This is a genomic window from Larkinella ripae (assembly GCF_054780775.1).
Window position 1 is genome coordinate 20,050 of sequence record NZ_BAAGVR010000001.1, and the last position, 25,942, is coordinate 45,991.

Annotated in this window: 26 protein-coding genes; 14 read left to right on the forward strand and 12 right to left on the reverse strand. The window is 54.9% G+C overall.

What is annotated here, in order from left to right; genetic code table 11:
* Positions 1–4: 4 nt before the first annotated feature.
* Positions 5–1,357: an MFS transporter gene (locus ACYVHX_RS00100; protein ID WP_460669554.1), complete on the reverse strand. Its 1,353-nt coding sequence runs from the start codon at positions 1,355–1,357 to the stop codon at positions 5–7.
* Between the two features lie 163 nt (positions 1,358–1,520).
* Here ACYVHX_RS00100 and ACYVHX_RS00105 point away from each other — a divergent pair, with 163 nt between their 5' ends.
* The 9 genes from ACYVHX_RS00105 to ACYVHX_RS00145 all read left to right on the forward strand — a co-directional run bounded on the left by ACYVHX_RS00105 (position 1,521) and on the right by ACYVHX_RS00145 (position 10,633).
* Positions 1,521–2,927, forward strand: a complete 1,407-nt coding sequence (locus ACYVHX_RS00105) for a BamA/TamA family outer membrane protein (protein ID WP_460669555.1) — start codon at positions 1,521–1,523, stop codon at positions 2,925–2,927.
* Between the two features lie 60 nt (positions 2,928–2,987).
* A complete protein-coding gene (locus ACYVHX_RS00110) occupies positions 2,988–3,320 on the forward strand; it encodes a hypothetical protein (RefSeq protein WP_460669556.1) in 333 nt (110 codons plus the stop codon).
* Positions 3,321–3,338: 18 nt separating this feature from the next.
* A complete protein-coding gene (locus ACYVHX_RS00115; RefSeq protein WP_460669557.1) occupies positions 3,339–5,147 on the forward strand; it encodes an ABC transporter ATP-binding protein in 1,809 nt (602 codons plus the stop codon).
* A gap of 108 nt (positions 5,148–5,255) precedes the next feature.
* The gene (locus ACYVHX_RS00120) at positions 5,256–7,007 is read left to right on the forward strand and encodes a fatty acyl-AMP ligase (RefSeq protein ID WP_460669558.1); all 1,752 of its coding nucleotides are present in this window, start codon (positions 5,256–5,258) and stop codon (positions 7,005–7,007) included.
* An 8-nt stretch (positions 7,008–7,015) separates the two neighbouring features.
* On the forward strand, positions 7,016–7,288 hold the full coding sequence (locus tag ACYVHX_RS00125) for an acyl carrier protein (RefSeq protein WP_460669559.1): 273 nt from the start codon (positions 7,016–7,018) through the stop codon (positions 7,286–7,288).
* On the forward strand, positions 7,288–8,535 hold the full coding sequence (locus ACYVHX_RS00130) for a cytochrome P450 (RefSeq protein ID WP_460669560.1): 1,248 nt from the start codon (positions 7,288–7,290) through the stop codon (positions 8,533–8,535). Before ACYVHX_RS00125 ends, ACYVHX_RS00130 begins: the two co-directional genes overlap by 1 nt.
* A 59-nt stretch (positions 8,536–8,594) precedes the next feature.
* Complete coding sequence (locus tag ACYVHX_RS00135) at positions 8,595–8,966, forward strand: iron chaperone (RefSeq protein WP_460669561.1); 372 nt, start codon at positions 8,595–8,597, stop codon at positions 8,964–8,966.
* Between the two features lie 8 nt (positions 8,967–8,974).
* The gene (locus ACYVHX_RS00140) at positions 8,975–9,520 is read left to right on the forward strand and encodes a dihydrofolate reductase family protein (protein WP_460669562.1); all 546 of its coding nucleotides are present in this window, start codon (positions 8,975–8,977) and stop codon (positions 9,518–9,520) included.
* A gap of 198 nt (positions 9,521–9,718) precedes the next feature.
* Entirely contained in the window at positions 9,719–10,633 is a 915-nt protein-coding gene (locus ACYVHX_RS00145; protein WP_460669563.1) for an Abi family protein, read from the forward strand.
* Here the strand turns inward: ACYVHX_RS00145 and ACYVHX_RS00150 are convergent.
* Positions 10,628–11,653 (reverse strand): App1 family protein, encoded by a 1,026-nt coding sequence (locus ACYVHX_RS00150; RefSeq protein WP_460669564.1) that lies wholly within the window; start codon positions 11,651–11,653, stop codon positions 10,628–10,630. The genes ACYVHX_RS00145 and ACYVHX_RS00150 overlap by 6 nt on opposite strands.
* A 157-nt stretch (positions 11,654–11,810) precedes the next feature.
* On the opposite strand from ACYVHX_RS00150, the gene ACYVHX_RS00155 reads away from it, so the two are divergent.
* Complete coding sequence (locus ACYVHX_RS00155) at positions 11,811–12,707, forward strand: diacylglycerol/lipid kinase family protein (RefSeq protein ID WP_460669565.1); 897 nt, start codon at positions 11,811–11,813, stop codon at positions 12,705–12,707.
* Between the two features lie 113 nt (positions 12,708–12,820).
* A complete protein-coding gene (locus ACYVHX_RS00160) occupies positions 12,821–13,183 on the forward strand; it encodes a hypothetical protein (protein ID WP_460669566.1) in 363 nt (120 codons plus the stop codon).
* Between the two features lie 188 nt (positions 13,184–13,371).
* On the opposite strand, the gene ACYVHX_RS00165 is transcribed toward ACYVHX_RS00160, so the two are convergent.
* From ACYVHX_RS00165 to ACYVHX_RS00200, 8 genes are all read right to left on the reverse strand, one after another.
* On the reverse strand, positions 13,372–13,830 hold the full coding sequence (locus ACYVHX_RS00165; RefSeq protein WP_460669567.1) for a hypothetical protein: 459 nt from the start codon (positions 13,828–13,830) through the stop codon (positions 13,372–13,374).
* Positions 13,831–13,906: 76 nt separating this feature from the next.
* Positions 13,907–14,575 carry an SGNH/GDSL hydrolase family protein gene (locus tag ACYVHX_RS00170; protein ID WP_460669568.1) on the reverse strand — a complete coding sequence of 223 codons (669 nt, stop codon included), beginning with the start codon at positions 14,573–14,575 and terminating at the stop codon, positions 13,907–13,909.
* A 34-nt stretch (positions 14,576–14,609) separates the two neighbouring features.
* On the reverse strand, positions 14,610–15,719 hold the full coding sequence (locus ACYVHX_RS00175; protein WP_460669569.1) for a D-TA family PLP-dependent enzyme: 1,110 nt from the start codon (positions 15,717–15,719) through the stop codon (positions 14,610–14,612).
* Positions 15,720–15,721: 2 nt separating this feature from the next.
* The gene (locus ACYVHX_RS00180; protein WP_460669570.1) at positions 15,722–16,186 is read right to left on the reverse strand and encodes a RidA family protein; all 465 of its coding nucleotides are present in this window, start codon (positions 16,184–16,186) and stop codon (positions 15,722–15,724) included.
* A gap of 178 nt (positions 16,187–16,364) precedes the next feature.
* A complete protein-coding gene (locus tag ACYVHX_RS00185) occupies positions 16,365–17,684 on the reverse strand; it encodes a gluconate:H+ symporter (RefSeq protein ID WP_460669571.1) in 1,320 nt (439 codons plus the stop codon).
* A gap of 88 nt (positions 17,685–17,772) precedes the next feature.
* Positions 17,773–19,038, reverse strand: coding sequence for an McrC family protein (locus ACYVHX_RS00190; RefSeq protein WP_460669572.1), 1,266 nt, complete (start codon positions 19,036–19,038; stop codon positions 17,773–17,775).
* 40 nt (positions 19,039–19,078) lie between these two features.
* A complete protein-coding gene (locus tag ACYVHX_RS00195; protein ID WP_460669573.1) occupies positions 19,079–19,948 on the reverse strand; it encodes an META domain-containing protein in 870 nt (289 codons plus the stop codon).
* Between the two features lie 57 nt (positions 19,949–20,005).
* Positions 20,006–21,085 carry a Gfo/Idh/MocA family protein gene (locus ACYVHX_RS00200; protein ID WP_460669574.1) on the reverse strand — a complete coding sequence of 360 codons (1,080 nt, stop codon included), beginning with the start codon at positions 21,083–21,085 and terminating at the stop codon, positions 20,006–20,008.
* A 115-nt stretch (positions 21,086–21,200) separates the two neighbouring features.
* Here ACYVHX_RS00200 and ACYVHX_RS00205 point away from each other — a divergent pair, with 115 nt between their 5' ends.
* Positions 21,201–21,623 carry a hypothetical protein gene (locus ACYVHX_RS00205; RefSeq protein WP_460669575.1) on the forward strand — a complete coding sequence of 141 codons (423 nt, stop codon included), beginning with the start codon at positions 21,201–21,203 and terminating at the stop codon, positions 21,621–21,623.
* Between the two features lie 28 nt (positions 21,624–21,651).
* The gene (locus tag ACYVHX_RS00210) at positions 21,652–22,071 is read left to right on the forward strand and encodes a hypothetical protein (RefSeq protein ID WP_460669576.1); all 420 of its coding nucleotides are present in this window, start codon (positions 21,652–21,654) and stop codon (positions 22,069–22,071) included.
* Positions 22,072–22,267: 196 nt separating this feature from the next.
* Here the strand turns inward: ACYVHX_RS00210 and ACYVHX_RS00215 are convergent, their stop codons facing one another.
* Both ACYVHX_RS00215 and ACYVHX_RS00220 read right to left on the reverse strand, forming a co-directional pair.
* Complete coding sequence (locus ACYVHX_RS00215) at positions 22,268–23,299, reverse strand: galactitol-1-phosphate 5-dehydrogenase (protein ID WP_460669577.1); 1,032 nt, start codon at positions 23,297–23,299, stop codon at positions 22,268–22,270.
* 88 nt (positions 23,300–23,387) lie between these two features.
* On the reverse strand, positions 23,388–24,974 hold the full coding sequence (locus tag ACYVHX_RS00220) for an McrB family protein (protein ID WP_460669578.1): 1,587 nt from the start codon (positions 24,972–24,974) through the stop codon (positions 23,388–23,390).
* Between the two features lie 85 nt (positions 24,975–25,059).
* On the opposite strand from ACYVHX_RS00220, the gene ACYVHX_RS00225 reads away from it, so the two are divergent.
* Complete coding sequence (locus tag ACYVHX_RS00225) at positions 25,060–25,935, forward strand: hypothetical protein (protein ID WP_460669579.1); 876 nt, start codon at positions 25,060–25,062, stop codon at positions 25,933–25,935.
* The last annotated feature ends 7 nt before the right edge of the window (positions 25,936–25,942 follow it).

Below are 25,942 nucleotides of genomic sequence, written 5' to 3' on the forward strand. Positions count from 1 at the left end.
CCGGTTAATGCCCACCCGCGCCAATCGGAAACGCAGCCTTTTCAGACTGCCGCGATTCTTTCACTAGGAAACAGGCCCCGGCGGCCAGAAACAAGCAGATTCCGCACAAAATCAGGGCATTCAGCGGATCGTTGTTCAGCACGGTTTTGTAGAGAAACGGAATCGTAACCATGTTGACAATCTGCGGCACGACGATGAACCCGTTGAAAATGCCCATGTAAACCCCCATCCGATCTTTCGGTACGGAGGTCGACAGCATCACGTACGGCATCGACATGATGGAACCCCAGGCCAGCCCGACGAGCGTCATACCCGCCAGAAAAACGCTTTTATCGCCGGACGCCAGCATGGACAAAAAGCCCAGCCCGCCGATGCTCAGAAAAATGGCGTGCGTGCTGCGCCGGCCAATCCGGGCGGCAATGGGCGGCAGCAGAAACGAAATGCCGAAGCAGCCGACGTTGAAGAGCGCAAAACACAAATTGCTCCACTCCAGTCCCTTGGCAAAACCGGTCGGGTTGGTCGTGGCGTCGGGCGCGTTGAAGGCGTGTCGGGCAATGGCCAGCGACAGGTACTGCCACATCAGGGGCAGGCCGTACCAGGTAAAAAACTTCACCCACCAGAGTTGTTTCATGGTGGAGGGCATGTTCCGCAGGGCGTCGACCACTTCCGAAAAAGCGTGAAAAACACCGCGCTGCTCTTTTTTCATCCGCTCAAATTCTTCCCGGTTTTCGGGCGGGTATTCGGAGGTCGTGTACATCGTCCAGAAAACTGCCCCCAGCACCGTGATGCCGCCGATGTAAAATGAATACTTGACAAAATCCGGGATGTGGTTGGTGCCCGAAGCCGCCACCGCAATGCCAAAAATCGGCAAAATAAAGGGCATCAGGTTGGCTAATGTCTGCCCGAAACCCACAAAAAAACTCTGCACGGCAAAACCCAGGTTGCGCTGCTGTACGTTTAGTTTATCGCCAATAAAGGCCCGAAAAGGCTCCATTGTGATGTTCAGGCCGGCATCGAGCAGCCACATCAGGCTGGCGGCCATCCAGAGGGCCGAGGAGTTGGGCATCAGAATGAGGGCAAAACTGGTGATGAGGGCGCCGGTCAAAAAATACGGTTTTCGGCGGCCCCAGCGTTCTGACCATGTCCGGTCGCTCAGCGCACCGATGATCGGCTGCACCAGCAAACCCGTGACCGGCCCCGCCAGCCAGAGGGCCGGAATGGCCGATTCTTCGGCGTTCAGGTAGCGAAAAATGGGACTCATGTTGGCCTGCTGGAGACCAAAACCGTATTGAATACCCAGAAATCCAAAACTCATGTTCCAGATTTGCCAGAACCGTAGACGGGGCTTGTCGTTCATGACGAAAAACGAAGAGAGAGACGATGTTTAGCGTAGCGACGAAGCGAAAAAACCGCTCCATTCTGACAATAATAAGGATTTTATTGCAAGATTTAAAGATTGTTTTTACCTATTTTTTCAGTGCCGTACTTTTGGAAATGCCTCCGATTAGCTCCCTGATTTGATGTTACTTTCGTTTCTTTTCTGGTCATTGTCCCTGGCGGATACGACGGCAACCAGGCCGCCCGGGGCCGACACGCTGCAAGCCGGTTTCTGGGTCGTGCGGTCGGTGCAGATTCAAGGCCACCACCGAACCCGGGAGCGGATCATCCTGCGCGAAATGGAGCTGAAAACCGGCGACACCATCCAGCGCCAGCAGCTCACCGAAAAACTGGCCTGGGACCAGCGAAAAATCACCAACACCAACCTGTTCGTCACCGTCGAAGTGGTGGCGCGGGAAGTGGGGCCGCAGCAGCTGGACATTGACGTGAGTCTGAAAGAACGCTGGTATTTTTTCGTGATCCCGGTTTTTGACCTGGCCGACCGGAATTTCAACGAATGGTGGTATGAACGGGGGCGCAGCCTCCGGCGAACCATCTACGGCGCACGGCTGAACTACAAAAACGTGACCGGCAACGCCGACAAACTCAATGCCATTTTTGAGTTTGGATTTGCCCGCCGGACCCAGGTGGTCTACACGCTCCCCTACATCGACCGGGCGCAGAAAACCGGCATCAGCGTGGGTGCATCCTACCAGACCAACAAGGAGGTGGCCTACCGCTCGGCGCTCGACAAACTGGTGTATTTCCGGAGCGACGACCGGTTGCGCGACCGGTTTTTCACCAACGTGGTGCTGACCCGCCGGAATCAGTTCTACAACTTCCACCGCCTGGAACTCCGCTACGTCCGAAATTCGATTGCCGACACGGTGGCCCGGCTCAACCCCGACTATTTTCTGAACGGCCAGACCCGCCAGCGGTATTTTCTGCTGAGTTACCTCTTCACCCACGACCGGCGCGATGCCGTGGCGTACCCGCTGCGGGGCCATTATTTCAACCTGGCCGCCAATCAGTACGGGTTGCTTCCGTCGGATAACCTGCGGATGTTTGAAGTGACGGCCAACTACACCCGGTATTGGCCGCTGGGTGCGAAGTTTTACGCCAGCAACAGCCTGCGGGGCAAGCTCTCCTGGCCCGACCGCCAGCCGTATATCAACCTGCGGGGCCTGGGCTACACCCAGGATTTTGTTCGGGGATACGAGCTTTTTGTCATTGACGGCCAGCGGTACGGTTTGTTCCGCAACACCCTGAAATACCAGTTGCTCAACGTTCAGAAACAACTGAACTGGATGCCGATGAAGCAGTTCAACACGGTGCCGATTGCCTTGTACCTCAGCCTGATGGGCGATATGGGTTACGTCGGCAGCACGCTGGCACCGGAATACAACAGCCGGCTGGCCAATTCGTGGCTGTACGGGGGCGGGCTGGCGCTGGATGTGGCGACGTTTTACAACCTGGTCGGGCGCATCAGTTATTCGGTCAACCGACAGGGCCAGACCGGACTTTTTTTCAGTTTTACCTACGATCTTTAACGGCATAAAAATTGTAGATTTGTAACACTGTCAACGAAGGCATTCCAACGGCATCGGCGCATGGAAAATAAAGAAAAACCGTCCTGGCTCGATACGATCGGGAAGCAAAAACCGGCGGCCCAACCCACGGAATTGTCTTTCAAAGACCGCCTGATTCGCGCCAACGCCCATTTGTGCTACAAAGTAGTGGGCAAGGATTCGACCGGGCGCGACGCTTATTATTTCATTTTACTGGACAAAAACAAAAAGCAGGCTTTTCTTCAGCACCAGGTGGGCGACACCTACAACCTGGAAGAGTACGGCGAAATTGTGTACAGCGGCTACGGCACCACGGTTCCGGAGGACGTGCTAAAAATGCTGCAGGAAAAATACGGTTTTGATAACGTCGCCTGACATTAACCACCCACCTTCATGCAAAATCCTTACCTGGCGCTGCTCCGCACCGCCTGGCAGTATGCCCGTCACCAAAAGCGACGGTTTTTACTTGTGTATTTCCTGTTTATTCTGGCAAACCTCGTAGCGGCCCTGAATCCGCTGCTGTTCGGCTGGTTCATCGGGGCGATTCAGCAAAAGGATGCCGCCGTAACGTCCCTTGTTCTGTGGTATGCCGCGGCTTATCTGGGCCTGAAAATAGTCGAATGGTGTTTTCACGGGCCCGCCCGGATTCTGGAACGCGAACTGGCTTTTTCGCTCAGCCGCAACTTCCTGACCGAGCTATACCACCAGACGCTCAACCTGCCCGTGAGCTGGCACAAGAACCACCACAGCGGCTCGACCATCAACCGGATCCGGAAGGCCAACGATGCCCTCAAGAACTTTTTCCAGAGCGGTTTCATGTACCTGCACACGATCTCGAAGTGCCTGTTTTCCTTTGCGGCCATGGTCTACTTCTCCCCGGTTTTCGGAACCATCGGCGTACTGCTGGGCGCGCTGACGGTCTGGCTGATTCTGAAATTCGACAAACCGTTCATCAAAGCCGTCGATGAGTCCAACGAGCGCGAACACGATGTATCCTCCACCCTGTTCGACAGCCTCTCCAACATCATCACGGTCATTACGCTCCGGCTCGAAAAGCAGATGGAAGCCAGCCTGCTGGGCAAAATAATGGCGATTCTGCCGCCGTTCAAGCGGCACGTCCGCATCAACGAATGGAAATGGTTTGTCGCCAGCCTGATGATTGCCTTGATCTACGGCGTCATTACGGTGGGGTATATTTACCAGCATTACGTTCCCGGTGCGGTCTTTCTGGTTGGTGGACTGGTCACACTGCTCGGGTACATCAACCAGTTCAACAGCGTGTTCACCGACGTGGCGTTTCAGTACACCGAGATCGTGCAGTACAATACCGACGTGCAAACGGCCCGCAGCATCGGGCAGGCGTATGCAAAGCAGCACCGGCCCGAAACCACCGAAACGCTGCCCGATCAGTGGCAGGCCATTGCCATCAACCACCTGAATTTTAAACACAATCCGGAAAACAGTTCCCCGGCAGGCTTCAAACGGGCCGGTTTGCACGACCTCAACGTTCGCATCCGGCGCGGCCAGCGCATTGCCCTCATTGGCGAAAGCGGCAGCGGCAAAAGCACCTTGCTGACCCTGTTGCGCGGTTTGTATACGCCCGAACCCGGCCTGGAACTGCGGGTCGATGAGCAGGTCTATCCGGATTTAAGCCGGCTTGCCGACACCGTGACGCTGATGCCCCAGGAACCGGAAATTTTCGAGAACACCATTGCGTATAACATTACGCTCGGCCTGCCGTTCGGCGAAGACGACATCTGGCAAGCCTGCGAAACCGCCCGGTTTACGGACGTGGTGAAGCAGCTGCCCAACGGCCTGGAAACCAGTATTCAGGAAAAAGGCGTGAACCTGTCCGGAGGGCAAAAGCAGCGGCTGGCGCTGGCCCGGGGCGTTCTGGCCGCCCGCAGCAGTGGCATCATCCTGCTCGACGAACCAACGAGCAGCGTGGATTCGAAAACGGAATTTGAGATTTACCACCAGATGCTCGACACCTTCCGGGAGAAAGCCGTCCTCTCCACCCTGCACCGGCTTCACCTGCTGACGATGTTCGACTACATTTATATTCTGGGCAACGGTCGGATCATCGACGAAGGCAGTTTTGTGGAGTTACGCCGACGCAGCCCGGTTTTCCAGACTCTATGGGATCATCAGAAAACGCACCAGACCGAAATTCCGGAATTAGATTATCCCCTATTGAAATAGCACTATAACGCCAATTACGCGACAGTAAATAAATTACTTTAGGATAACATAGGCAACGGTCGTATTATTAGTTCTGGCTTTACCAGACTATACCCCTGTTGCTTATCCATGACTGGTACGTTTACGACCATCGTTGAAACCGTCCGCTTTCGTGCTGCGCAGACTCCTGCCCTTCCGGCTTTTGTGTTCGTAAAAGACGGTGAAACGGACGAAGACATCCTGACCTATCAACACCTGCACACGCGCGCCAAAACCGTAGCCGCCCAGCTTTCACCCGCGCCGGAACGTCCGGCGAAACCCGGGCTTTTTCTACTGGTGTATCCGCAGGGCCTCGATTTCATTGAAGCGTTTCTGGGCTGTCTGTACGCGGGCGTGGTGGCGGTTCCGATTGCGGTGCCGGGAAAAAACCGGGGTTCGGACAAAATTGGTTTTCTAACGCAGGACGCCGGGATCAAAACCGGCCTGACCACGGCCAAAACCTTTGAACTGCTTCAGAAAAACTTTGGCAACGATGCCTGGTTTCGGGCCCTCGACTGGATCATCACCGACCGCCTTCCGACCGCCGACGTGCCGGATTTTCCGCTGCCCAAACCGGATGACCTGGCCTTGCTGCAATATACGTCCGGCTCTACCAGCCAGCCCAAGGGCGTGATGGTCACCCACGCCAACATCATGGCCAATTCGGCTTTTATAAGACACGCCTTTCAGAACGATGCCACCAGCGTCTCGGTCTGCTGGCTGCCTTCGTTTCACGACATGGGCCTGATCGACGGCATCATTCAGCCGTTGTATTGCGGTTTTAAAGCCGTGTTGCTCAGCCCCGTTCACGTTGTTCAGCGCCCGCTGCGGTGGCTGCGCGCTTTTCACCGGCACGGCGGCACGTACGGCGGAGCGCCAAATTTCATCTTTGACTTTTGCATCGATCGGTCCACCCCCGAAGAGCGGGCCGAACTGGATCTAAGCCGGGTCCGGCACATTTATAACGCAGCCGAACCGATCCGGGCTACCACGATGCACCGCTTTACGGAAGCTTTTCGGGCCAGCGGTTTCAGTCCGAAAAGCCAGTTTACCTGCTTCGGTCTGGCCGAATCCACACTGGCCGTGACGATGTGCCGCGTGGATCGCCAACCGGTTTTGCTGACCGTCGATGCCGATGCGCTCACGGCCGGCCGGATCGTTGAACGGGCCGCCGGTGAGCCCGGAACCCGCGAGCTGGTCGGCTCCGGATGGCCCATGAACGACAGTGTGCTTCGGATTGTCGATCCGGAAACCGGGCAGGTTGGTCCGGACGGCGAAATCGGCGAAATCTGGACGAAGGGCCCCAGCGTCACGAACGGGTACTGGAACCAGCCGCAGTTGACGGCCGAAACCTTCGCAGCCTACACCAGCACCGGCGAAGGGCCGTTTCTGCGTACGGGCGATGCCGGTTTTTTCCGGGAAAAAGAAGGCCTTTTTGTCACGGGTCGCCTGAAAGATCTGATCATCATCCGGGGCACCAACCATTACCCGCAGGACATTGAATTAACCGTAGAACAAAGTCACGACGCGCTGGCAAGCAACGCCGGAGCCGCTTTTTCTGTCTACACCGAAGAAGGGGAACAGTTGGTGGTCATTCACGAACTGAAACGGGTCGCGTTGCTGACGGCACCCGTTCAGGATATTGCGTATGCGATCCTGCGCGAAATCAGCCTTCGGCACGCCCTGACGCCGGTTTCGGTGGTGCTGCTGCGCCCCAACGGGGTTCTGAAAACCACCAGCGGGAAAGTGCAGCGCTCGGCCTGCCAGCGGGCTTTTCTCGACAACAGTCTGGCCGAACATTACCGCTGGGATTCCTTTCAACGTCACGAAAAACAACCCTAACTTCCGCAATGCACGAGAATCAGCTTACACCAACAACCATTCAAGACTGGCTTACCAAACGGATCGCTTCCGAACTGAAAATAAATCCCGACCAAATCGACGTCCATCAACCTTTTGCCTCCTTGCGGCTTGATTCCGTGTTTGTGGTCACGCTGGCCGTCGATCTGGAAGAGTGGCTCGGCACCGCCATCGACCCCTCGGTTTTCTGGGAAATTCCCGACATTGCCAGCCTGTCCGACTGGTTGATTAACGACTATCTTCCCGCCCAAAATCCCTCCTGATGGAAGCACCCGCTACGCAAGGTACTCTGATGGGCAAGGGCTTATCGACGCTCTGGGCGCCCTTTTCGCCGGCCAACCGACTCAATCCGTATCCCATGTACGAAGCCCTGCGCGAACAGGACCCGGTTCACCAGTTGAAAACCGGCGATTGGGTGGTTACGCGCTACGCCGATGTGTGTACGGTTTTGATGGACAAGCGGTTCGATGTGATTGACATGCCGTCGTATTTCCGCCATAAAACGCTGGACATTGACAATGCAACCGTCGATCTGTACGCAACCTACCGGGCGTCGTACAACTGGTTGCTGTACTTGCGCCGTCCCATGCACGGCCGGACGCGGGAAATCGTGATGAAGCTCTGGCCCACGCTGAATTTTGCCGAAAGCGTTCAGTCGGTGCTGGCGGAACTGGCGGCCGGAATGCGGGCAAAACCGGCGATCGACCTGATCGACGATTTTGCCAAACCGCTGCCCGTCATGGTGATTTCGCGGCTGATGGGGTTTCCGGAAACCCACCTTGAAGCGCTGAAATACTGGGGAGAGCGGCTGGCGACCATTTTTGAACCGATGCTGGCGCGGGCCGAGATGCTTGAAATCAACCGGGCAGCCGCCGATTTTCTGACGTTTGTGGACGACTGCATCACGGCCCATGAGCAAAAACCGGCCGATACGATGATCGGAAAATTGCTGGCGCAGCGCTCGGCGGACGGCCAGCCGATGGACCGGGACGACCTGATTTCGCTGATTGCCAACCTGTTTGTGGCCGGTGAAGAAACGACGCGCAATTTGATCGGCAACGGATTTGCGGCTTTAACGGCTTTTCCGGACCAGTTTGAATTGCTCCAGAAACAGCCCGAACTGCTCAAACCGGCGGTGGAGGAAATGCTGCGGTACGACAGCCCCGTTCAGATTACGTCGCGGATTGCGCTGGAGGATGCAGAAGTGGCGGGCAAACTGATTCGGGCCGGGGAGCAGCTTTACGTCTGCCTGGGGTCCGCCGACCGCGACGAACGCCAGTTTGATTCGGCCGACCGGCTGGACATTACCCGTCTGAAAAACAAGCACCTGGCGTTCGGCTACGGTTCGCACTTTTGCCTGGGGGCCAGCCTGGCCCGGATGCAGGGGATGCAGGCGTTTCAGCTGCTGCTCGACGAATTTCCGGACCTGCGCGCCGATCTGCCCCGGGCGGTTCAGCGCCGGAACCTGCTGCTGCGCGGTTTTGGAAGCCTGCCGACGGTGCGGATCTGAGAACAAATCCGGTAGCTGTTTTTTGAGTAGATTCGCAAAATTCAACCGTACAGACACCCATGACGACCGCGAAACCCGAAACCATCGACGAGTACATTGCCGGTTTTCCGAACGATGTTCAAACCCTGCTGGAGCAAGTCCGAGCGACGGTAAAAGCAGCCGCGCCGGACGCGCAGGAAGCCATCAAATACGCCATGCCGACCTTCGTGCTGAACGGCAATCTGGTTCATTTTGGGGCTTTTAAGAACCACATCGGTTTTTACTCGACTCCGTCGGGCCATTCGGAATTTCAGGAAGACCTTTCCGCGTACAAAGGCGCCAAGGGCTCGGTTCAGTTTCCGCTGGACAAACCGCTCCCCCTGGATTTGATCACCAAAATTGTGGAATTCAGGGCGAAGGAGAATCTGGAAAAGGCGGGCAGGAAAAGATAGGAGAACGTGTGAGAAAAATCATTCTGGATCTGGCCGTTACCCTCGACGGTTTCATCGAAGGTCCCAACGGGGAAACCGACTGGTGTATCGTGGATGAAGACATGGCTTTTGACGATTTCCTGGCCGATATCGACGCGATTTTTTACGGGCGGGTCAGCTACGATCTCTGGGGTCAATACCAACCCGATCAGACGGCATCGCCGGCGGAAAAGAAGCTTTGGAAAACCGTCCACGAAAAAGAGAAGTACGTATTTTCCCGCACGCCAAAACCGGATTCCGGGGTAACTTACCTCAGCGACGACCTGCTTCGGCGGGTAGAAGCGATCAAAAGAAAACCGGGTAAAAACATCTGGCTTTACGGCGGTGCCAGCCTGATTACCACGTTCCTTGACCTGAATCTGATCGACGTTTACCGGCTTGCCGTGCATCCCGTTCTGCTGGGTTCCGGAAAACCGCTTTTCTCGGGCTTCAAAAACCGGGTTGAATTAACGTTGCACGAAGCAAGACCGACGCAATCGGGCGTTGTGTTACTGCGGTACGAAACCGCCCGGTAATTTTTTTATTGTTTCACCTCCCCTTTCTCCACCAGCCCGACTTTCTCCGAATGCCGGATGGCGCAAACTCCAATTTGTGTCATCGGTGAAAATTATTATTATTTGAATCATTAAAATAATAAGCTAATTTTGCATCAACATGCTCACCCCGCTTCCCATTAGAACAGCGCGCTTAGGGTGAGCTTTTTATTTGTCCCGATGAGTAAAACACCTTATCGTAAGCCCGCCCTCACCTATCAAGATCAACTCAATCAGTTAAAAAGAAGAGGCCTGATCGTCCAAGATGATGCTAAAGCATTGCATCTACTTGCGCAGGTAAGCTATTATCGACTAAGCGGTTATTGGTATCCTCTACTGGAAAATAAGAATACACACTTTTTTAAGCCTGACTCGACATTTGAATTGGGTTTCCGACTCTACTGCTTCGATCGGGAACTGCGGAAGCTAGTACTTGCTGAGTTGGAAAAAATTGAGGTAGCTATCCGGGCACGAATGATTTATGTTCTCTCGCACCAATTTGGCCCTTTCTGGTTTAACGACTCAAATTTGTTTAGCAATCCTGTTATACATTCTAAAACCCTCGCTAGCCTCACAAAAGAATATAGCCGAAGCGACGAACAATTCATAAAGGCTTTTCGGGGAAAATACATAGAGTCGCTACCGCCAAGTTGGATGCTCCTAGAAATAGCCTCGTTCGGCTCTTTGTCGATGCTTTACAAAAACCTGAAGCCGGGCACCACTAAACGAGAAATTGCCAACTTCTTCGGACTTGATGACCAGACATTTAGTTCCTGGCTACATAGTATTGTCTACTTGCGTAATGTATGCGCTCACCATAGCCGTTTATGGAACCGGATTATGAGTATTCAACCTCGCATTCCCAGAAAACCGCAAAAAAGCTGGCTTTCTAGCCAGTCTGTAACAAATAATCGAACGTATTTCGCGCTTGCTATTATCCTTTTTATGCTTGAGACTGTTAATCCCAAACATACCTTTTTATATAAGTTGTCAATGTTATTTAAAAAGTATCCCGATGTCGATAAAAACGCAATGGGATTTGAAATTGGCTGGGAAAATGAAGAACTCTGGCGGGGTATGCAAACATATTTATAATACTCTTTTTTCATTTCCAGTTTCTTCCACCAGCCCGACTTTCTCCGAATGCCGGATGGCTTCGGCGCTGTTGGCAAAGTAACAGCAGGGTACCCCGGCGGCTACGATCTGATCGACAAAAGCCTGCGTCCGGGCTTCGTTTTCTTTGTGAACCCTCCGCAGATATACGCAGCGAATCTGCTGCGGAAAGTGCGACACCAGCGAGGTGTAAATGTTCGGGTCTTCCTGGGTGTCGTCGCCCAGCAGCACAAACCGCATTTCCGGAAACGCTTCCAGAATCCGGACAATCCGGGCGAACTTGGTGACGTGTTTGTTCTGGCCGGTTTTCCAGACCTCCCGAAACCGCTTGATCTGGCTCAGCAGGTAGACACCTTCCGGCATCTCGTTTTTTTCACAAAACGTCAGAATATAGTCGTACAGATTCCACTCGCTGCTCGATACGTAAAAAAACGGGTTGGGGGCATTTTCGGCCGTTCCGGCGCGGGCCAGCAACTGGTAGTGTTTCACCACGCCCTCGAACGGATCGCGGCTGTAAGCGTTTTCGGTCAGCAATACGTGCAGGCGTTTCCGCAGATTGGCCGAATGGGAAATCAGAAACGTGTCGTCGATGTCGGAAATAAAACCGTACTGCGTCGGATGAGCCTGGTACACTTTGCCTTCGCCGGTGGTAATGGGGTCGTCCGGTCCCAGATTGGTTGTGATCAGATCGACTTTCACCGGGTGCCAGCCGGGTTCGAGCGGTTTTTCGGGCGTCCATTCCAGCCGGAAAAAACCGTCTTTTTCGGTAATATACCGCACATCGTCCGCGATGCCTTTGACCTTGACGGTCGCCCCCGCAACCGGCCGGGTCATGAACAGGCGCAGCAGGGCAAAGGTATTGACCCAGAAGTTCTGCCGGTATTTTTTGCGGGGTAACGGGCTCAGTCTCAACACATGACCAAATACAACCGCCTTCTGCTGATGAACATAGCCCCGGTAGACCTTCACGACGGGCCTGTCGCTGATGCGCAGCCACGTCAAGAATTTATCTTTTATTCCGCCACTTGCCTCCATTCTTTGTTTATTGGTTATTGTTTACGGTTTTTGGTTTACGGTGACTGGTGCCCTCACCCTAAGCTTGCGTCAGCCACCGTAAACCAAAAACCGTAAACCCATTTTATTGAACTAATTCAGGAACATGCCGGAAGCTAAAAAGTTAAAATTTCTGTTCGCCATCAACCCGATTTCCGGCGGACAGGACAAATCCGCCTGGGAAGCGAGCATCCACAATTTCTTTGAAAATCAACCGCATTCGGCCGATCTGTTTCTGTTAGATGGTAAAAGTGACCACGAAAAATTCCCCGAACGAATCGCGTCGGTCCAACCCGACCGGCTGGTGGCCGTGGGGGGCGATGGCACCATCAAGTTCGTGGCCGAACACGCCCTGAACGCCAACCTGCCGCTGGGCATTCTCCCCGCGGGTTCAGCCAACGGCATGGCCAAAGAGCTGAACATTCCGGCTACGCCGGAAGAAAGCCTGGCCGTCCTGGTCGACGGCCTTGAAAAACCGATCGACCTGATTTGCATCAACGGCACCGAACATTGCCTCCACCTGAGCGACATCGGCATGAACGCCCAGTTGGTCAAGTATTTTGAGCAGGGGAAAATGCGCGGCAAACTGGGGTACGCCCGGGGTGTTCTGCGGGTTCTGATGCGCAGACGCCTGCTCCGGATGCAGATCAATACGGGCAGTGAAGTCGTGCATCGGGCCGCTTTTATGGTGGTGCTGGCCAACGCCCGGATGTACGGCACCGGCGCCATCATCAATCCCGAAGGCGACGTGGCCGACGGAAAGTTTGAAGTGGTTGTCATGCGCAGTTTGCGGTTCTGGGAAATTATGAAAATGTTTTTCCAGTTTCGCCCGTTCGATTCCAAGTACATCGAAATTTTTCCGGCCACCTCCGTCCACCTCATCACCAAACGGAAAGCTTATTTCCAGATCGACGGCGAATACCGGGGGAAGATCCGGGAAATTACGGCGGAGATCTGGCCCGGAAAACTGCGGGTGATGCTGCCGGACTCGCCCGCGGTTTAAGCCCGATTGCCCCAGTTATTGGCCTATTCCTGCCAGTTGTTAAATCCGGGTGGCTTGCCCGCCCGGGTCGCTTTATCTTTGGGCTATCCTTCCACGATAACCGAACAACAACAATGGCTAATGTAAAAACAACCATCGACGAATGGGCCGTCAAAGACCTTGAAGACGGTTCTTCCCTGAAAATCGCCGTTCTCGGCTGTACCGAACTGGGCAACGAATCGCGGCCCGGCATCCAGGTGCTCTACATGGGAAACACCATCAATTACGAACCCCTGTTTGTGGAGCGGCTGGCGTATCAGGCCTACAAAGCGGGTGTGAATGAATACCTGCTGGAAAATTATTCGTGGATGGCCCACGAAGACCAGTATGTCAAAAACTCGCTGGTCCTCGGCTTTCCGCTCAAAGCCAGAGTGGAAGTCAAAACCCGTTCGTCAAAGCCGGTGGTGAAAGAATACGAACTGCCGTTTGACGTGTAAATTTTAGCCAAAAGAGATGCGACCCGGGGGAAGTGACTTTCTGTCCTTTCTCCCCGCTCATCCCTGCCTACGCTTGTCGTGAAAAATAATCCGCTTTATCCACACCGTTTAAAACAGCACACCCGGTTGAACGCCCTCTGGCAGTCAACCGGGTCCTTTGTTACGATTCGCATCGTGGCCCCCCTGTATTATTTTGCGCCCACCCTCAGCGCCTGTCTTTCGGCAGCCGTTTCCTGAACCGAACTGAACGGTTTTTTCCGGAACGTCACCTGGCTCATGGCATCTTTTTCATACACCGCCAGACAATGCGGCTCGTAGGTCGGATCAAAATTCGGGCGGTCCGGGGCAAGCCGGGTCGGGGCCGGTTTTCCTGCCGGAAAAAAGTAAACGCGGGTCGTGCCGTATTTGGTGTACAGCATCAGATCCCCGTACTGCCGCATTTCATCCCAGCGCGTTGAATCACTGACCGTTACGGCATAAATCCGGATGATTGGGCCGGTGTTGTTCTCATTCCGGTACATACCCACCTCCCGGTATGTTCCTTTCAGATCGTCAATACCCGGTTCTGAGCCAGCATCGTACACGATGTAACCCAGCAGCAGGGCCGTGAGAACCAGCAGAATGTATTTGGTCCGTTTGTTGAACATCGGGAAATAAAAGAGGAAACCTGGAAGGTCTTCAAGACCTTCCAGGTTTGGACGGATTCTATCAACGCAAAACCGCTTACTTGGCGCTCACCATCAACTTGTACATTTCGTCGGCCACCAACTGGTTTCCGACATCGTTCAGGTGGACCCGATCCGTGGTCAGAATGCCTTTTTCGTCGTTTTTGGGATTGTTCTTCAGGTTATAATCCAGAAACGCTTTCCGCAGATCACACAAGGGCAAACTGTGTTTGGTCGCAATATCCCGAATCAGTTTGGAATACTGTTGCAAATCGCCGTCCTGATCGTTGGAAAAGTCGGTTTTTTCGCCAATCACGGCGGGCGTACACAGAATCACTTTGCTTCCGGCGGCTTGCAGTTTTTTAATGACCGCATCGTAAAATTTCACAAACTTGTCGGGATCGGTGCCGGTGCCGAACGTCCGTTTGTGCCAGACGTCGTTCACGCCCACGTACACAAACGTGATGTTGGGTTGTTTGGCCAGCACATCCTCCTCCATCCGTAAAAACAGGTCGTAAATTTTGTTGCCGCCAATCCCCGCACCCACCAGTTCGTACTCGTTCGCCAGGTTGTTTTGCTTCAGCATATCGCCGATGCGGGTAATGTAGCCACCGGGCCTGACACCGGCCTGCGTAATGGAATCGCCAAAAAAGACCACGCGCGTGGGTTTGGAAGGCGTCAGGGCCAGCCACATGAAAGTCAGCAAAAGAATGGGAAACGTACGCATGAGTACTGGTTCAGGTTTGGGGTTTACGGTTTTGTCAATAAGTAATCCGGCGTTTGCGGGCGTCAATGGCCCAGCGTCCGGTGGTCTCGCCCGCCAGAACGACCTGCGCTTCGTCGTGGAGCGCCACGGTCGGACAAATGTGGTACGGCACGCCGTACAGCACGTCGCCAATCCGGACGCTTTCCCAATCCGCCACGCGCAACACCAGGTGCTCCTCGCTCTGACCGATAACTTCATAGTCGGGCAGGTTTAAAAACCGCACCCGTTTCGGCAACGGATTTTCGGCGGCCACGGCTTTGTGGCCGAGATCGGTTGTTATAAGGCCCGGGGCCGGTTTTGAAATGACCCGCGTCAGCAGCAAGGCGGCCCATTCAAAGTGCTGCTCGGTGAGCAGACTCCCATACCCCCAGTCCCACAACAGGCAGGTACCGGGGCTGCACCAGACGTTCGGGCGCTGGGCGTGGTTGGAAAACGTGGGCGTTCCGCCCACAACGATGACGGGCCGGGCACCCCCTTCCTGCTCCAGCGTATCGGCAAAATCTTCCAGCGGTTTTAGTCCGGCGTCCGCCTTTTCCTGCCGGACCCTCACATCCGCGTCGTGCAAATGACCGTCGTAAGCGTGGAAACCGCGCAGATCAAACCGCTCGTCGGCCTTCAACTGTCGGTATAATTCCGTTAACTTTTCATCGATGGCATGGCCGGTCCGGTTCATCCCCAGATTCACGTCAATGTAAATGATCGGCCGGTGGTTGGTTTTCTCAAACTCCGCGGCCAGTTCCTCCGCCGACACCCAATTGTCGATCAGCGACGCCCATTCCACCCAATTATAGGCTTGAACCAATTCGCAAAACCGGTGGAGCTTCGGGCCGGTGAGCTGATACGCCACCAGTACGTGCCGCGCCCCCGTGTCGGCCAGCATTTCGGCTTCGGCGATGGTCGCGCACTTGAACTTCGTGATGCCCGCTTCGACCTGCATCCGGGCCACCTCGGCCATCTTGTGCGTTTTGACGTGCGGAATCAGCTTGTCGGCGTCCCCGGCCACCATGTCCAGCATGGTCCGGATGTTGCGCGCAATCCGGTCGGGATAAATTACCAGCGCCGGCGAATCAATTAACTGACTATTTTGAACCCGATAGTCTTCCATTTTTAGTCTTCCAGCTCGAACATCACTTCAATTTCCACCGGAATGTTTTCCGGCAGCGTGCCCATTCCCACAGCGGAGCGCACGCCCACGCCGTTGTCTTCCCCCCAAACCGCCACGAACAGTTCGCTACAGCCGTTGATTACAAACGGATGCCGCTCAAAATCGGCCGTTGCGTTGACCATCCCCAGCGTTTTGATGACGCGCTTGATTTTGTTCAGCGTACCGAATTTGGCTTTCAGGGTGGCCAGAATCGTCAAACCAACCTGCTGAGCGGCCAGTTTTCCTTCGTCGATGTTCATCTCGGCCCCGATGCGGCCAATGATGCGGCTGCCGTCGTTTTTCACCGGCCCGTGGCCCGACACATACACGAATTTGTCAACGATCAGGCAAGGTTTATAAACGCCCATCGGCTTCGGAGCGGGCGGCAGAGTCAGTCCCAGCTGGGCAAATTTTTCATCAGGCGTCATAGGAGCGGTTTCAGAAGTGAGATCAGAAGTTGATTCCTGTTCGAAATTTAAATTTTTTTCCGGTTCAAAGCCGGCGTTCAGGTAATGATGAGCCATGTATTCCATTGTCGTCAGTTTTTGGTTTACGGTATACGGTTTTCAGTTTACGGTGCAAATTCCGAAAACCGTATACCCATTATTAAACCACCAAATTTAAGGCTAAAACGCCGAACAGACCGATAATCGAAACAATTGTTTCCATCACCGTCCAGGTTTGCAGCGTTTCTTTGATGCTCAGGTTAAAATATTCTTTGAATAACCAAAAACCGCCATCGTTCAGGTGCGACATCATCAGGCTGCCCGAGCCAATGGCCAGCACCATCAGTTCCGGCTTGACATTCGTGTTCTGCTCGATCAGGGGCAGAATAATGCCGACGGTTGTCAAACCGGCCACCGTTGCCGAACCAACGCACACCCGGATCACGGCGGCAATGCCCCAGCCGAGCAGCAAGGGCGAAATATCGACGCCCTGCAACAGAAATCCGATGTATTTGCTGGTGCCGCTGTCGATAAAAATCTGCTTCAGAGCCCCGGCTCCGGCAATGACCAGCAAAACCGGCGACGCGGCTTTGATGGCTTCTTCGAGGTCTTTCATGACGGCTTTCATCGTCAGCCCCCGCCGAATCCCCAGAAAATAAACCGCCACCAGCACCGACAGCAACATCCCGATATACGGTTCGGCCAGCAGGGTTACGAATTGGTTGGCCACAGAACCCGCCGGTAAAACCGCCTTGAGCGGGCCGGTCAGCGTGAGCAGTAAAACCGGCAGCAGCGCCACCAGAAAGCTGATCCCCGCGCCCGGTAGCTCTTCCTCAGGAATCTGGCGGACTTTAAACAGATCGCGGTCAATCCGGGGCTGGTATTTCGTCAGCGTTTTGCCAAAAATCGGCCCGGCAATCACAATCGCCGGAATCGACACGATGATGCCATAAATCAGGGTTCGGCCAATATTGGCCCCTAACTGCCCGGCAATGGCCGCGGGCGACGGGTGCGGGGGCAGGTAGCCGTGGGCCACCGACAAAGCCGCCAGCATCGGAACGGCCACGGTCATCATCGGCAGGCCCGACGATGCGGTAATCGTGATGATCAGCGGAAAAACAATAATAAAACCGGCGTTGTAAAACAGCGGAATACCGATGATAAAACCGGCCAGCGCCAGCCCCCAACGGAGATTTTTGACGCCAAAAATTTTGATTAAAACGTTCGTAATCCGCATGGCAGCCCCGCTTTCGGCCACCAAACGGCCCAGCATCGCACCAAAACCGACAATCAGAACCAGTTCGCCCAGCGTTCCGCCGATGCCGGTTTGAATGGATTTGCCGACAGCACTCACCTCCATTCCGGACGCCAGCCCAATGGCGAACGATACCAGCACAAACGAAATAAAGGTGTCGATTTTAACAAATGCGATCAGGAAAATCAGAGCCAGAATGCCCAGGAAGGTGAGTAGAAGTGGCATTTAGGAGTTTAGAGGTTAAGTCGGGTGTAAGTTAATGATGAATTATGAATGATGAACGATGAATTTTAAAACCGCGCTGCGAAACCGGTTATCGTTCGTCCTTCATCAGGATTGCAGAAACCGCTTCGTCCAGGGGCAGCGAGAGGTCGAACGGAACGACGCGCAAATGCAGGGTTTCGTCGTAGCCGAAGAGGTCGAGCGGTTTTTGAAACTGCTCCGTGGCGGGGTAAATCAGCACCAGTTCCGTGGCGTCGTATTTTTTTCCGTAGGCGTAAAGCTGGTACAAATCAGCCTGATCGATGCCGTAATTTCCGGTGGCATGGGCGGCATCGATTCGTTTCCATTTGGTATCCAGAACCGTCGTAACGCCCTGCCGGCGCAGCAAAATATCCGGGCGCAATTTGAATTTCCGCAAACCGCTGTGGTTGTCGATCAGGTGTTGCGACGAATCCTGAATGACGACCTCGCCCTCCGGTACTGACCGGCGAAAACCGGCGGCCACGTAATCCTCAAACACCCGCTCCATCGGAAACAACAGCGCCAGCGTCAGGTGCCGACCCGGCGTCAGGCTGAAAACCCGGCCGGTCAGCAGGGCTTCCGCCCAGCGCAAAGCGGGTTGGTAATGCGCAAAAAGGCGGTTTTGGGCGGTAAGGCTCCGCAAATCATCCGAAATCCGGTCGGAAGCCGGAATGTCGTCCATCGCAAAGAGCAGCTGCCGGATGCGGCTTTGGTTGGCTACCGTGCCGGACCGCGGCTGCACACGTTCCAGCGCCGACTTGAGCAGGCGGTTGGGGGCTAAATTGGCCGTTTGCTCGTCGAAAGTGGTCACCATTCGCTCCGCATGAAACGGGTTCTGCCGAAGCTGTTCGGCCAATTCCAGCTTGCCTTTCAAAAACCGCTGGCTGGCGGTCTGGGCGACATAAAACGTTTGCAATCCCCGCGTAACCACCGGCGTTACTTCGTCCAGAAACAGCGTGATAAAAATTTCCCACAACGGCAGCCGGTTGGCCTCCAGCCGGGCCGATTCGACGGGCCGAAACGGGCTGTGGCGCAGGTGACGAAGCATCCGCAGCAAAAGGTGGCGGGCCTGTCCAACGGTGGCCGCTTTGGGCAAAATCTCGAGCTGGGTGCCGTCGCGGGTTTCGAGCAAACCGACGTAATTCTTCACCCGAATGCATTCCCGGCCTTTTTGCAGAAAAAAAAGCATGACGGCATCGGCTTCGTTCTCCGTTACGAAATTGCGGAGGGCGTCGAAAGCCGAATCCGGCAAATACAATTCCGTCAGCGAATTGGCCGCATCGGAGAAATCCCGGAGTCGCCGGATCAGGCCGTATTCGGTAATGGAATAATGCATGCAGGAATGGATTAGAAAGTCATCCGGTTTTCGATCGGCCCTACGGCTCGCCCGGTTCGGTGCCAGCGGTTTCTTTTTTAGCCGTTTTTCGAAACGTCATGACGTATTTGCCGTCGGCCAGCAGCGTCAGGCGGTTGTTGCTGATGCGGTAGAGCGAAACGCTTTGCAGGGCCGACAAAAAACCGCTTTCAAAATTATACGGGCAGGCCCGGCGCGTGGTCGAAATGGACTCAAACCGTACGTTGTCACCCTCGGCTTTCACCTGGCCCTGCATGGTGTTGCAACCCGTGAAGCCCTGCAAGCGCTTCTCTTTCAGGTTGATATCGAGCGTCGGCATTTGCCGGTTGACAAATTGTTCGGCGTGAAGCCGCTGGCCCCGGTAGGTTTCCAGCACCCACTGGCTGTTGAGCCGGGTCGTGCCGTTCAGAAACGTGCCGCAACCGCCGTACCGCTGGCCGTTGGACTCAATCGTTACGCCGTAGGCATACGACTGGCCGCTGCGGGTATCCCGGCACACCACCGGACTGATGGTGATTTTCAACCGTCCGTCGCGCCGGCCCGACGCGGCAGATCGGCGGTTCGAGCCGGTTGGACTGGCCATCAGGGGCGCATCAAACAGAATGCCGTTCCCGTCTGGCGCCCGTTGCGATTTCGGTATGGCGGCCGTCAGCACCGCGCCATTCGGAGCCTGAAACCGAATGATTTTGGTAAAATCAATGTCCAGCAGCCAGGTTGGCGTGGCGCCCTGCGCCGTAAAATCGACGCCCTGTCGGCGTTTGCTCCCCAGATTGGTTGTGCTGAGGGTGCCCAGATCGGGCGCTTGCGAAGAGCTGGTGGCGGGTGTCTTGCGGCACCCGTCGGCCAGCACCATGAATCCGATGACGTAAAAAAGTGGAGTCAGTTTTTTCATAATCCGGTGCATTATTTCCAAAACGTCTACGCATCGAACTTTGTTGAACCCGGTTTCCTAACCCAATCGAACGGGCAGATTGGTGCGCGTCGATTCGTAAATAGCCTCAAACAGCGCCACCACCTTCCGGCCATCGCCGGCCGTCACCAGCGGTTGTCGTCCGTCGCGAATGGCCTGCGCAAAATCCGCCAGTTGCAGCGAAAAATAATGGCTGGACGAATCGACACTGTTGAAGTCGCGATCATCCTCCGCCTTCCAGATGCTTTGCCTATCGGCTTCGCCCGGCACCGACCAGACATCATTGTACGGCGCGTCCTGAATCGACGTCATACCGGCAATAAACATCGAACCGCCGTCGGTCTGCACCCCAATGGAAGCGCCATTCTGGCCGTGAATATGCACTTTTCCGTAAATACCGGGCGTCTGCGAATTGCTGACGATGACGTTGCCAATGCCGCCGTTTTTAAAGCGAACAATCGCCACCGCCGTGTCGTCAACCTCGATGTAGGGGTGGTTGAGGTTCTTCCAGACGCCGTATACTTCCTCCATCTCGCCCATGTACCAGAGCAACAGATCCAGTTGGTGCGGAGCCTGATTGACCAGAACGCCCCCTCCTTCGTGTTCCCACGAACCGCGCCACGGGTCGCTGCGGTAGTATTCTTCGCTCCGCCAGCCGAACAACTGGGCCAGGCCGAGCACCGGTTTTCCAATTTTTCCGTCATCAATGGTCTGGCGCATCCGCAGGCAGGGTTCGTAAAACCGGCGCTGGCTCACCGTGGCAAGTTGCCGGTTGGCTTTCCGGGCCGCTTCGATCATGGCATCACAGTCGGCCAGCGACGACGCCAGCGGTTTTTCCACCAGCACATGGGCCCCGGCTTCGAGCGCGGCTACGGTTACTACGCGGTGGGCCGGGTGTGGGGTGCAGACAATGCAGATGTCCACGTTCTCACGATCGACCATGTCGTAAATGTCGGAATAAGCCGCAATCTGGTATTGATTCGCGAACTCTTCGGCCCGCGTATGGTTCCGGCCATAGATGGCAACGAGTTTGGTATCGGGGGTTTGCAAAGTAGCCCGGGCGTGGTTATGCGCCACTTTACCGGGGCCAATCAGGGCGACGTTCAGGGTTTGAGGCATAATTAAGAATTGAAAATTGATTTAAGCGGGGCAATTGGCGAATAAAAGATTTCTTGCGAAACGAATCCAACGCTTGGGCCGCGAAACGACTCTTCTGTACAAAAGTAGGAAAGTCATGAAACAACTGGTTCTCTTCGTGCTGATTTTGGCCGGTACGGTGGCGTGTCAGAAAGCAGAGCGCGACGCAGCGCCCACGGATTTGCTGTATCGAAAATGGCAGCTGACGGAACTAAAAGGTGGCGACGGCAACTGGAAAACCATTTCTTCGGAATCGCGACCGGAGTTTCGGGCCGACGGCACCATTCGCTATGACTCGCCAAAACCGCCCTGTTGTTCGCCCATCGAGTTCGAGCGGCAGCAGGACACTTTAAAACTGACTCAATTCTACCTGGGAGCCGGGTGCGAACACGTTGACTGTGCCCTTCCGTCAGCCTATAAAATGGTGTCTGTGACGGCCGATGAACTGGTGCTGGAAAGTATTTTCGGCCCTGGCAATCCCATCGGCTCCGTCCAAATAAAATACAAACCGGTCCATTAAAAAATCCCTCCTTTTCCGTTCCTAAACAATGAAAACCGTACTCTCCTTTTTGCTGATTGTCTTTGTCGCTCTGGCCTGCGACCAGTCCAAACCGGCCGTCTTCCCCTTCGATGAACTCTACAAACGCTGGAAATCCGTCGAAATCACCCAAAACGGAAAAGACTGGCGCGTCAACACGCCGGTAGAAGTTCTTGAATTTTTGCCCGATGGCACCATTCGGTACGATAACCAGGATCAACTATGCTGCTCGCCGGTGGAAGTAAGCCGGTACGGAACCGTTCTGAAAGTGCGGAAAATTGGCCGGGGGATCAACGGGTATTGCGCCCAGGTTTCGTGTGTCTCGCTCACCGAAATGCGCCTTGCGGCTTTAAGCGAAACCGAACTGATCATCGAGTACTGGTCCGGTTCCAGTGCCACCTACGTGATTCGATACACGGCCGTTCCCTGACCGTAAATTTTCAGTTATGGTTAGTCGTGGTTCGGGATTCGATGTTCGCTCTTAAATCCAGATACGCTCCTCCGGGGCCCAAAACCGTATTCTGACCGGAGAGCCTTGGAGGGGCGCAGGAAGGGTTTTAATAGCGACTAATGAACATCGAATACTGAATACTGAACCGCTGGCAGGTGCGAAAAACCGCCTGTACTCAGGGCTTCAACACCACTTTGATCAATCCTTTTTCTTTTTCGTAAAGTCGCTGAAACCAACTGGCTCCTTCCGTGAGCGGTACTTCGGCGCTCAGGATGGCTTCCACGTTGATTTTTCCGGACGAAATCAGTGCCAGCGCGGCTTCGTATTCGCCGTTGATGGCGCAGGAACCCTGCAACCGCAACTGACGGGTCACGATGGCCTGCAATGAAATATCGACCGATTTCGACAGATTGCCCACCAGCGTAACCGTTGCGCCTTTCCGAACGCAGTCGATGGCGGTTTTTACCGCAGGCGCAATCCCGACGACTTCAAACGAAACGTCGGCCCCGCGTCCGTGCGTCAGCGCCTGAACTTCCGCCGTAATATCCTGCCGGCCGGCATTCAGGGCCACGTCGGCGCCGAGTTTTTGGGCCAGCGCCAGCCGGTCATCGTCCAGATCGACGGCAATAATGGAACCGCAGCCCGCCAGTTTCAGGGCCTGAATGACGAACAAACCGATCATGCCCGCGCCCACCACCACCGCCGAATCATTCACCTGAATGGGCGTCAGGCTCAGCGCGTGCAGCGCCACGGCGACCGGTTCCACCAAAGCCGCCTGGGTAAAACTGACGTTGTCCGGAATCGGGTAAAGAATGTGTTGCGGCACCACCACGTATTCGGCAAATGCGCCCTGCCGCCGGAAATCGGGCGTCGAAACGCCCAGCACCTCGCGCCCGTCGCTCAGGTTATACATCCCCCGGCGGCTGTACCAGTCGTCGAGCTGATAAACCGTTGAATCGAAGGTAACGCGGTCGCCCACCTCCCAGTTTTTCACGGCTTCGCCGGTTTCCGCAATGATTCCCGACGCTTCGTGGCCCATCACAATGGGCGGAATCCGTCGTCCGCTGCTGCCGTCCATCCCGTGAACATCGCTGCCGCAGATGCCAACCGCCTGAACCTTCACCAGCACGTCGGTCGGGCCGGGTTGCGGGCGGGGCAAATCCTGAACTTCAAAATGTTTGTATTCGGTTAAAACAAGTGCTTTCATAATTGCAGTACCCACGGACATCAGGTCCGTACATTCGATTAGTTTGAAATTTAACGCTTTGTCACACAGACTTCAGCCCGATGCTCCCTTACGGTTTTTGATAAATATGCACAAACGCTTCTTTCGGGATCTGGTCGTATTCCCGCCGGAGCAGGTGCGGATTGATTTCAAAGGTAACCACCTCCGCCGACTCGTCCGGTTCTTCGCCAAAAAGCTCTTTGGTTAAAGCCGGGCGATACTGTTTTTTTACCCAAACCAATTTCTGATCGGGTGCCTTTCCCCAGGCCGGGTTGTCGCCCAGCACCATCTGAATTTTTCGCCAGTCGTTGTAAAAATACTCCTGCAACAACGGAATGATGCGGTCACAAAATACGTCACACAGCTCTTCGTGCGACTGTACCGCCAGCAGATAGGCATGACCGATCAGGTGATCGCGGTCATAAAGGTATTCAATTCGTTCGTTCAGTACGCGCAGCAGGTCCCCTAAATCAACGCCCTCCACCGGAGTGAGCAGGGTAGAATCCGGACTTAATTCGCGAAAAGAAAACCGCCGGCGCAGGGCAATGTCCAGCAGGGCAATGGAGCGGTCGGCCGTGTTCATCGTGGCCACGATATAGAGATTCGCGGGCACCCCAAACCGCTCCTGCGAATACGGCAGGGTCAGCCACAATTCGTTCGCCGTACCCAGCCGTTTATCCGGCTCGATGAGGGTAATCAGTTCCCCAAAAACCCTGGAAATGTTGGCCCTGTTGATTTCGTCGATCACCAGCAGGTGGGCGTCGGCCAGGGCCAGGTGCCGGTGCCGGTTTTCGGACGAATCGTTCAGGCAGTCGGCCAGGGTCGCATACCCGGCTTTTTGCAGCGCGGCCAGACAGGCTTTGTAAAAAATCCCCCGCGCAACGTTGTAGGTAACCTGCCCGCTGCGGGTTTCGGGCCGGATTCCCTCCACAAATTCTTCGTAGCCAAACGACGGATGAAAGGTAACCCACTCGCTGTCAAACGCTTTGCTTAATTGCCTTGCCTCGAACGACTTGCCGGTGCCGGGCGGCCCGTACAGAATCAGGTTCTGCGGAATGGCGGGGCGCTCCGGGGCGGTTTTTTCATACCGTTCGGGTTCTTCCTCCACCCGGTTTTTGGCATCGGCAGCCGGTTCGGGCCGAAACAGGGTGGTCATGATTTCCCCGCGAATGGCTTCGTTATCGGCGGCCTGATACACTAGCGGGTTGTGGGTGGCCGTGTGCGGTCCCCGCTTGGTGGTCACCAGCAGTTCCATCAGGCAGTCTTCCCAACAGGTACGCAAAACCGGATGATTGAGCAGATGGTCCGACGACTGTCCGATCACCACGGAAATGTAATCGGATTTTTCGGTCAGCGGCACCACATCCACCACACCGATGGCTTCGATCCGTTCCCGGCAGCCTTTTTTCACCGTCAGCCAGAATTCCACTTCGCCCTGCCGGGGCCGGTAGAGTTGCAGGGCCATGAAAAAGTTGATGTAAGCCGAGATGGCTTTTCGATCGCGGTGGACGACAAACGCCAGCCGGGCGTCGCCGTTGGGCAAATTGACCATTTCGATCAACTCCTTGAGCAATCCAAAATACTTCCGGATGGCTTCCGGCTGGTCGATGGCTCGTAATTTTTCAAGCAGTTGGTGTCGTTGCTGGATGAGGGTCATGGTGTTGTTTGGCAATCGAATCTACTACTTTTTGGCAAATAGTTCGTATTTTGGCCATTCAGTTGTTGATTTGGCCGTCGTGTCTATGAAAAAATGGTTTGGCTTCGGATGGATGGCCGTCGTACTCGCAGCCTGTACACTCAATGATCCTGATCCGTTCGACCAGGTCTGTCTGGTTACGGAAATTGTTCGGCAGCAACGGCAAACCGCTGATCTGGCGGAAATTAGCCGGCAATCGTTTACCTACCAAACCGGCAAGCTAAAGTCCTTCAGTGACCGGAGTCCGAATCACGCCATTACCTTCAATTTTAAATACGTGGGCGGAAAGGTCGCTTCGGCGTTCACGTCCGATAATGCCACCGTCCTTAGTCTGGATTACGACGAATTCGAACGCATCGAAAAAGCGTCGTATATCGTCAACAACAAAGAACGAACGGTTTTTTCCCTGAATTATGCCTCCCAGGACCGGACGGAACGGCTGGTTAAAATCGTGGAAACGCGGGTGTTGCTGCCGTCCAATTCGTTTATTTCCAGCCGGATTTTTCAATTTTCCTACGGTACAATTGCCGATCGGACGGAAGATCTGGTCGCCCAGACAGTCCAGAATGGCTACAAGGACGGCTCCCGAACGGAAGAAGAATTTACGTTTGAACAAAGTGCCGCCAATCATTCGCCGTTCTACGACACCTCCCAATCCATCGTGCTGGCCTTACTGGCGCTGACCAACCACACCGAACCGGATGCCGCCCGCTACCTGCAACGGTTTGACAGCAAGTCATTTACCCGCAAAGTAACCGACAGTACGGGGGCAGTTTCCCGCTTTGAAACCAATCGATTTAACACCGAATACGACGCCAGTTTCAATCCGGTTCGGCTGACCCAGGAGACGCAGGTGTCCATTCCCTCCGACGCTTTTTCCGAGTCCTACCAGCAAACGTTCCGCTACAATTGCATCGAGTAAATCGGGG

Excerpts from the sequence above, each read along its gene's own strand:
- ACYVHX_RS00210 (WP_460669576.1), top strand. The coding sequence starts at position 21,652 with ATGAAAACCGTACTCTCCTTTTTGCTGATTGTCTTTGTCGCTCTGGCC.
- ACYVHX_RS00200 (WP_460669574.1), bottom strand. The coding sequence starts at position 21,085 with ATGCCTCAAACCCTGAACGTCGCCCTGATTGGCCCCGGTAAAGTGGCG.
- ACYVHX_RS00135 (WP_460669561.1), top strand. The coding sequence starts at position 8,595 with ATGACGACCGCGAAACCCGAAACCATCGACGAGTACATTGCCGGTTTT.
- ACYVHX_RS00105 (WP_460669555.1), top strand. The coding sequence starts at position 1,521 with ATGTTACTTTCGTTTCTTTTCTGGTCATTGTCCCTGGCGGATACGACG.
- ACYVHX_RS00225 (WP_460669579.1), top strand. The coding sequence starts at position 25,060 with ATGAAAAAATGGTTTGGCTTCGGATGGATGGCCGTCGTACTCGCAGCC.
- ACYVHX_RS00130 (WP_460669560.1), top strand. The coding sequence starts at position 7,288 with ATGGAAGCACCCGCTACGCAAGGTACTCTGATGGGCAAGGGCTTATCG.
- ACYVHX_RS00175 (WP_460669569.1), bottom strand. The coding sequence starts at position 15,719 with ATGGAAGACTATCGGGTTCAAAATAGTCAGTTAATTGATTCGCCGGCG.
- ACYVHX_RS00110 (WP_460669556.1), top strand. The coding sequence starts at position 2,988 with ATGGAAAATAAAGAAAAACCGTCCTGGCTCGATACGATCGGGAAGCAA.
- ACYVHX_RS00205 (WP_460669575.1), top strand. The coding sequence starts at position 21,201 with ATGAAACAACTGGTTCTCTTCGTGCTGATTTTGGCCGGTACGGTGGCG.
- ACYVHX_RS00155 (WP_460669565.1), top strand. The coding sequence starts at position 11,811 with ATGCCGGAAGCTAAAAAGTTAAAATTTCTGTTCGCCATCAACCCGATT.
- ACYVHX_RS00160 (WP_460669566.1), top strand. The coding sequence starts at position 12,821 with ATGGCTAATGTAAAAACAACCATCGACGAATGGGCCGTCAAAGACCTT.
- ACYVHX_RS00180 (WP_460669570.1), bottom strand. The coding sequence starts at position 16,186 with ATGACGCCTGATGAAAAATTTGCCCAGCTGGGACTGACTCTGCCGCCC.
- ACYVHX_RS00185 (WP_460669571.1), bottom strand. The coding sequence starts at position 17,684 with ATGCCACTTCTACTCACCTTCCTGGGCATTCTGGCTCTGATTTTCCTG.
- ACYVHX_RS00220 (WP_460669578.1), bottom strand. The coding sequence starts at position 24,974 with ATGACCCTCATCCAGCAACGACACCAACTGCTTGAAAAATTACGAGCC.
- ACYVHX_RS00100 (WP_460669554.1), bottom strand. The coding sequence starts at position 1,357 with ATGAACGACAAGCCCCGTCTACGGTTCTGGCAAATCTGGAACATGAGT.
- ACYVHX_RS00215 (WP_460669577.1), bottom strand. The coding sequence starts at position 23,299 with ATGAAAGCACTTGTTTTAACCGAATACAAACATTTTGAAGTTCAGGAT.
- ACYVHX_RS00120 (WP_460669558.1), top strand. The coding sequence starts at position 5,256 with ATGACTGGTACGTTTACGACCATCGTTGAAACCGTCCGCTTTCGTGCT.
- ACYVHX_RS00145 (WP_460669563.1), top strand. The coding sequence starts at position 9,719 with ATGAGTAAAACACCTTATCGTAAGCCCGCCCTCACCTATCAAGATCAA.
- ACYVHX_RS00165 (WP_460669567.1), bottom strand. The coding sequence starts at position 13,830 with ATGTTCAACAAACGGACCAAATACATTCTGCTGGTTCTCACGGCCCTG.
- ACYVHX_RS00125 (WP_460669559.1), top strand. The coding sequence starts at position 7,016 with ATGCACGAGAATCAGCTTACACCAACAACCATTCAAGACTGGCTTACC.
- ACYVHX_RS00195 (WP_460669573.1), bottom strand. The coding sequence starts at position 19,948 with ATGAAAAAACTGACTCCACTTTTTTACGTCATCGGATTCATGGTGCTG.
- ACYVHX_RS00190 (WP_460669572.1), bottom strand. The coding sequence starts at position 19,038 with ATGCATTATTCCATTACCGAATACGGCCTGATCCGGCGACTCCGGGAT.
- ACYVHX_RS00170 (WP_460669568.1), bottom strand. The coding sequence starts at position 14,575 with ATGCGTACGTTTCCCATTCTTTTGCTGACTTTCATGTGGCTGGCCCTG.
- ACYVHX_RS00115 (WP_460669557.1), top strand. The coding sequence starts at position 3,339 with ATGCAAAATCCTTACCTGGCGCTGCTCCGCACCGCCTGGCAGTATGCC.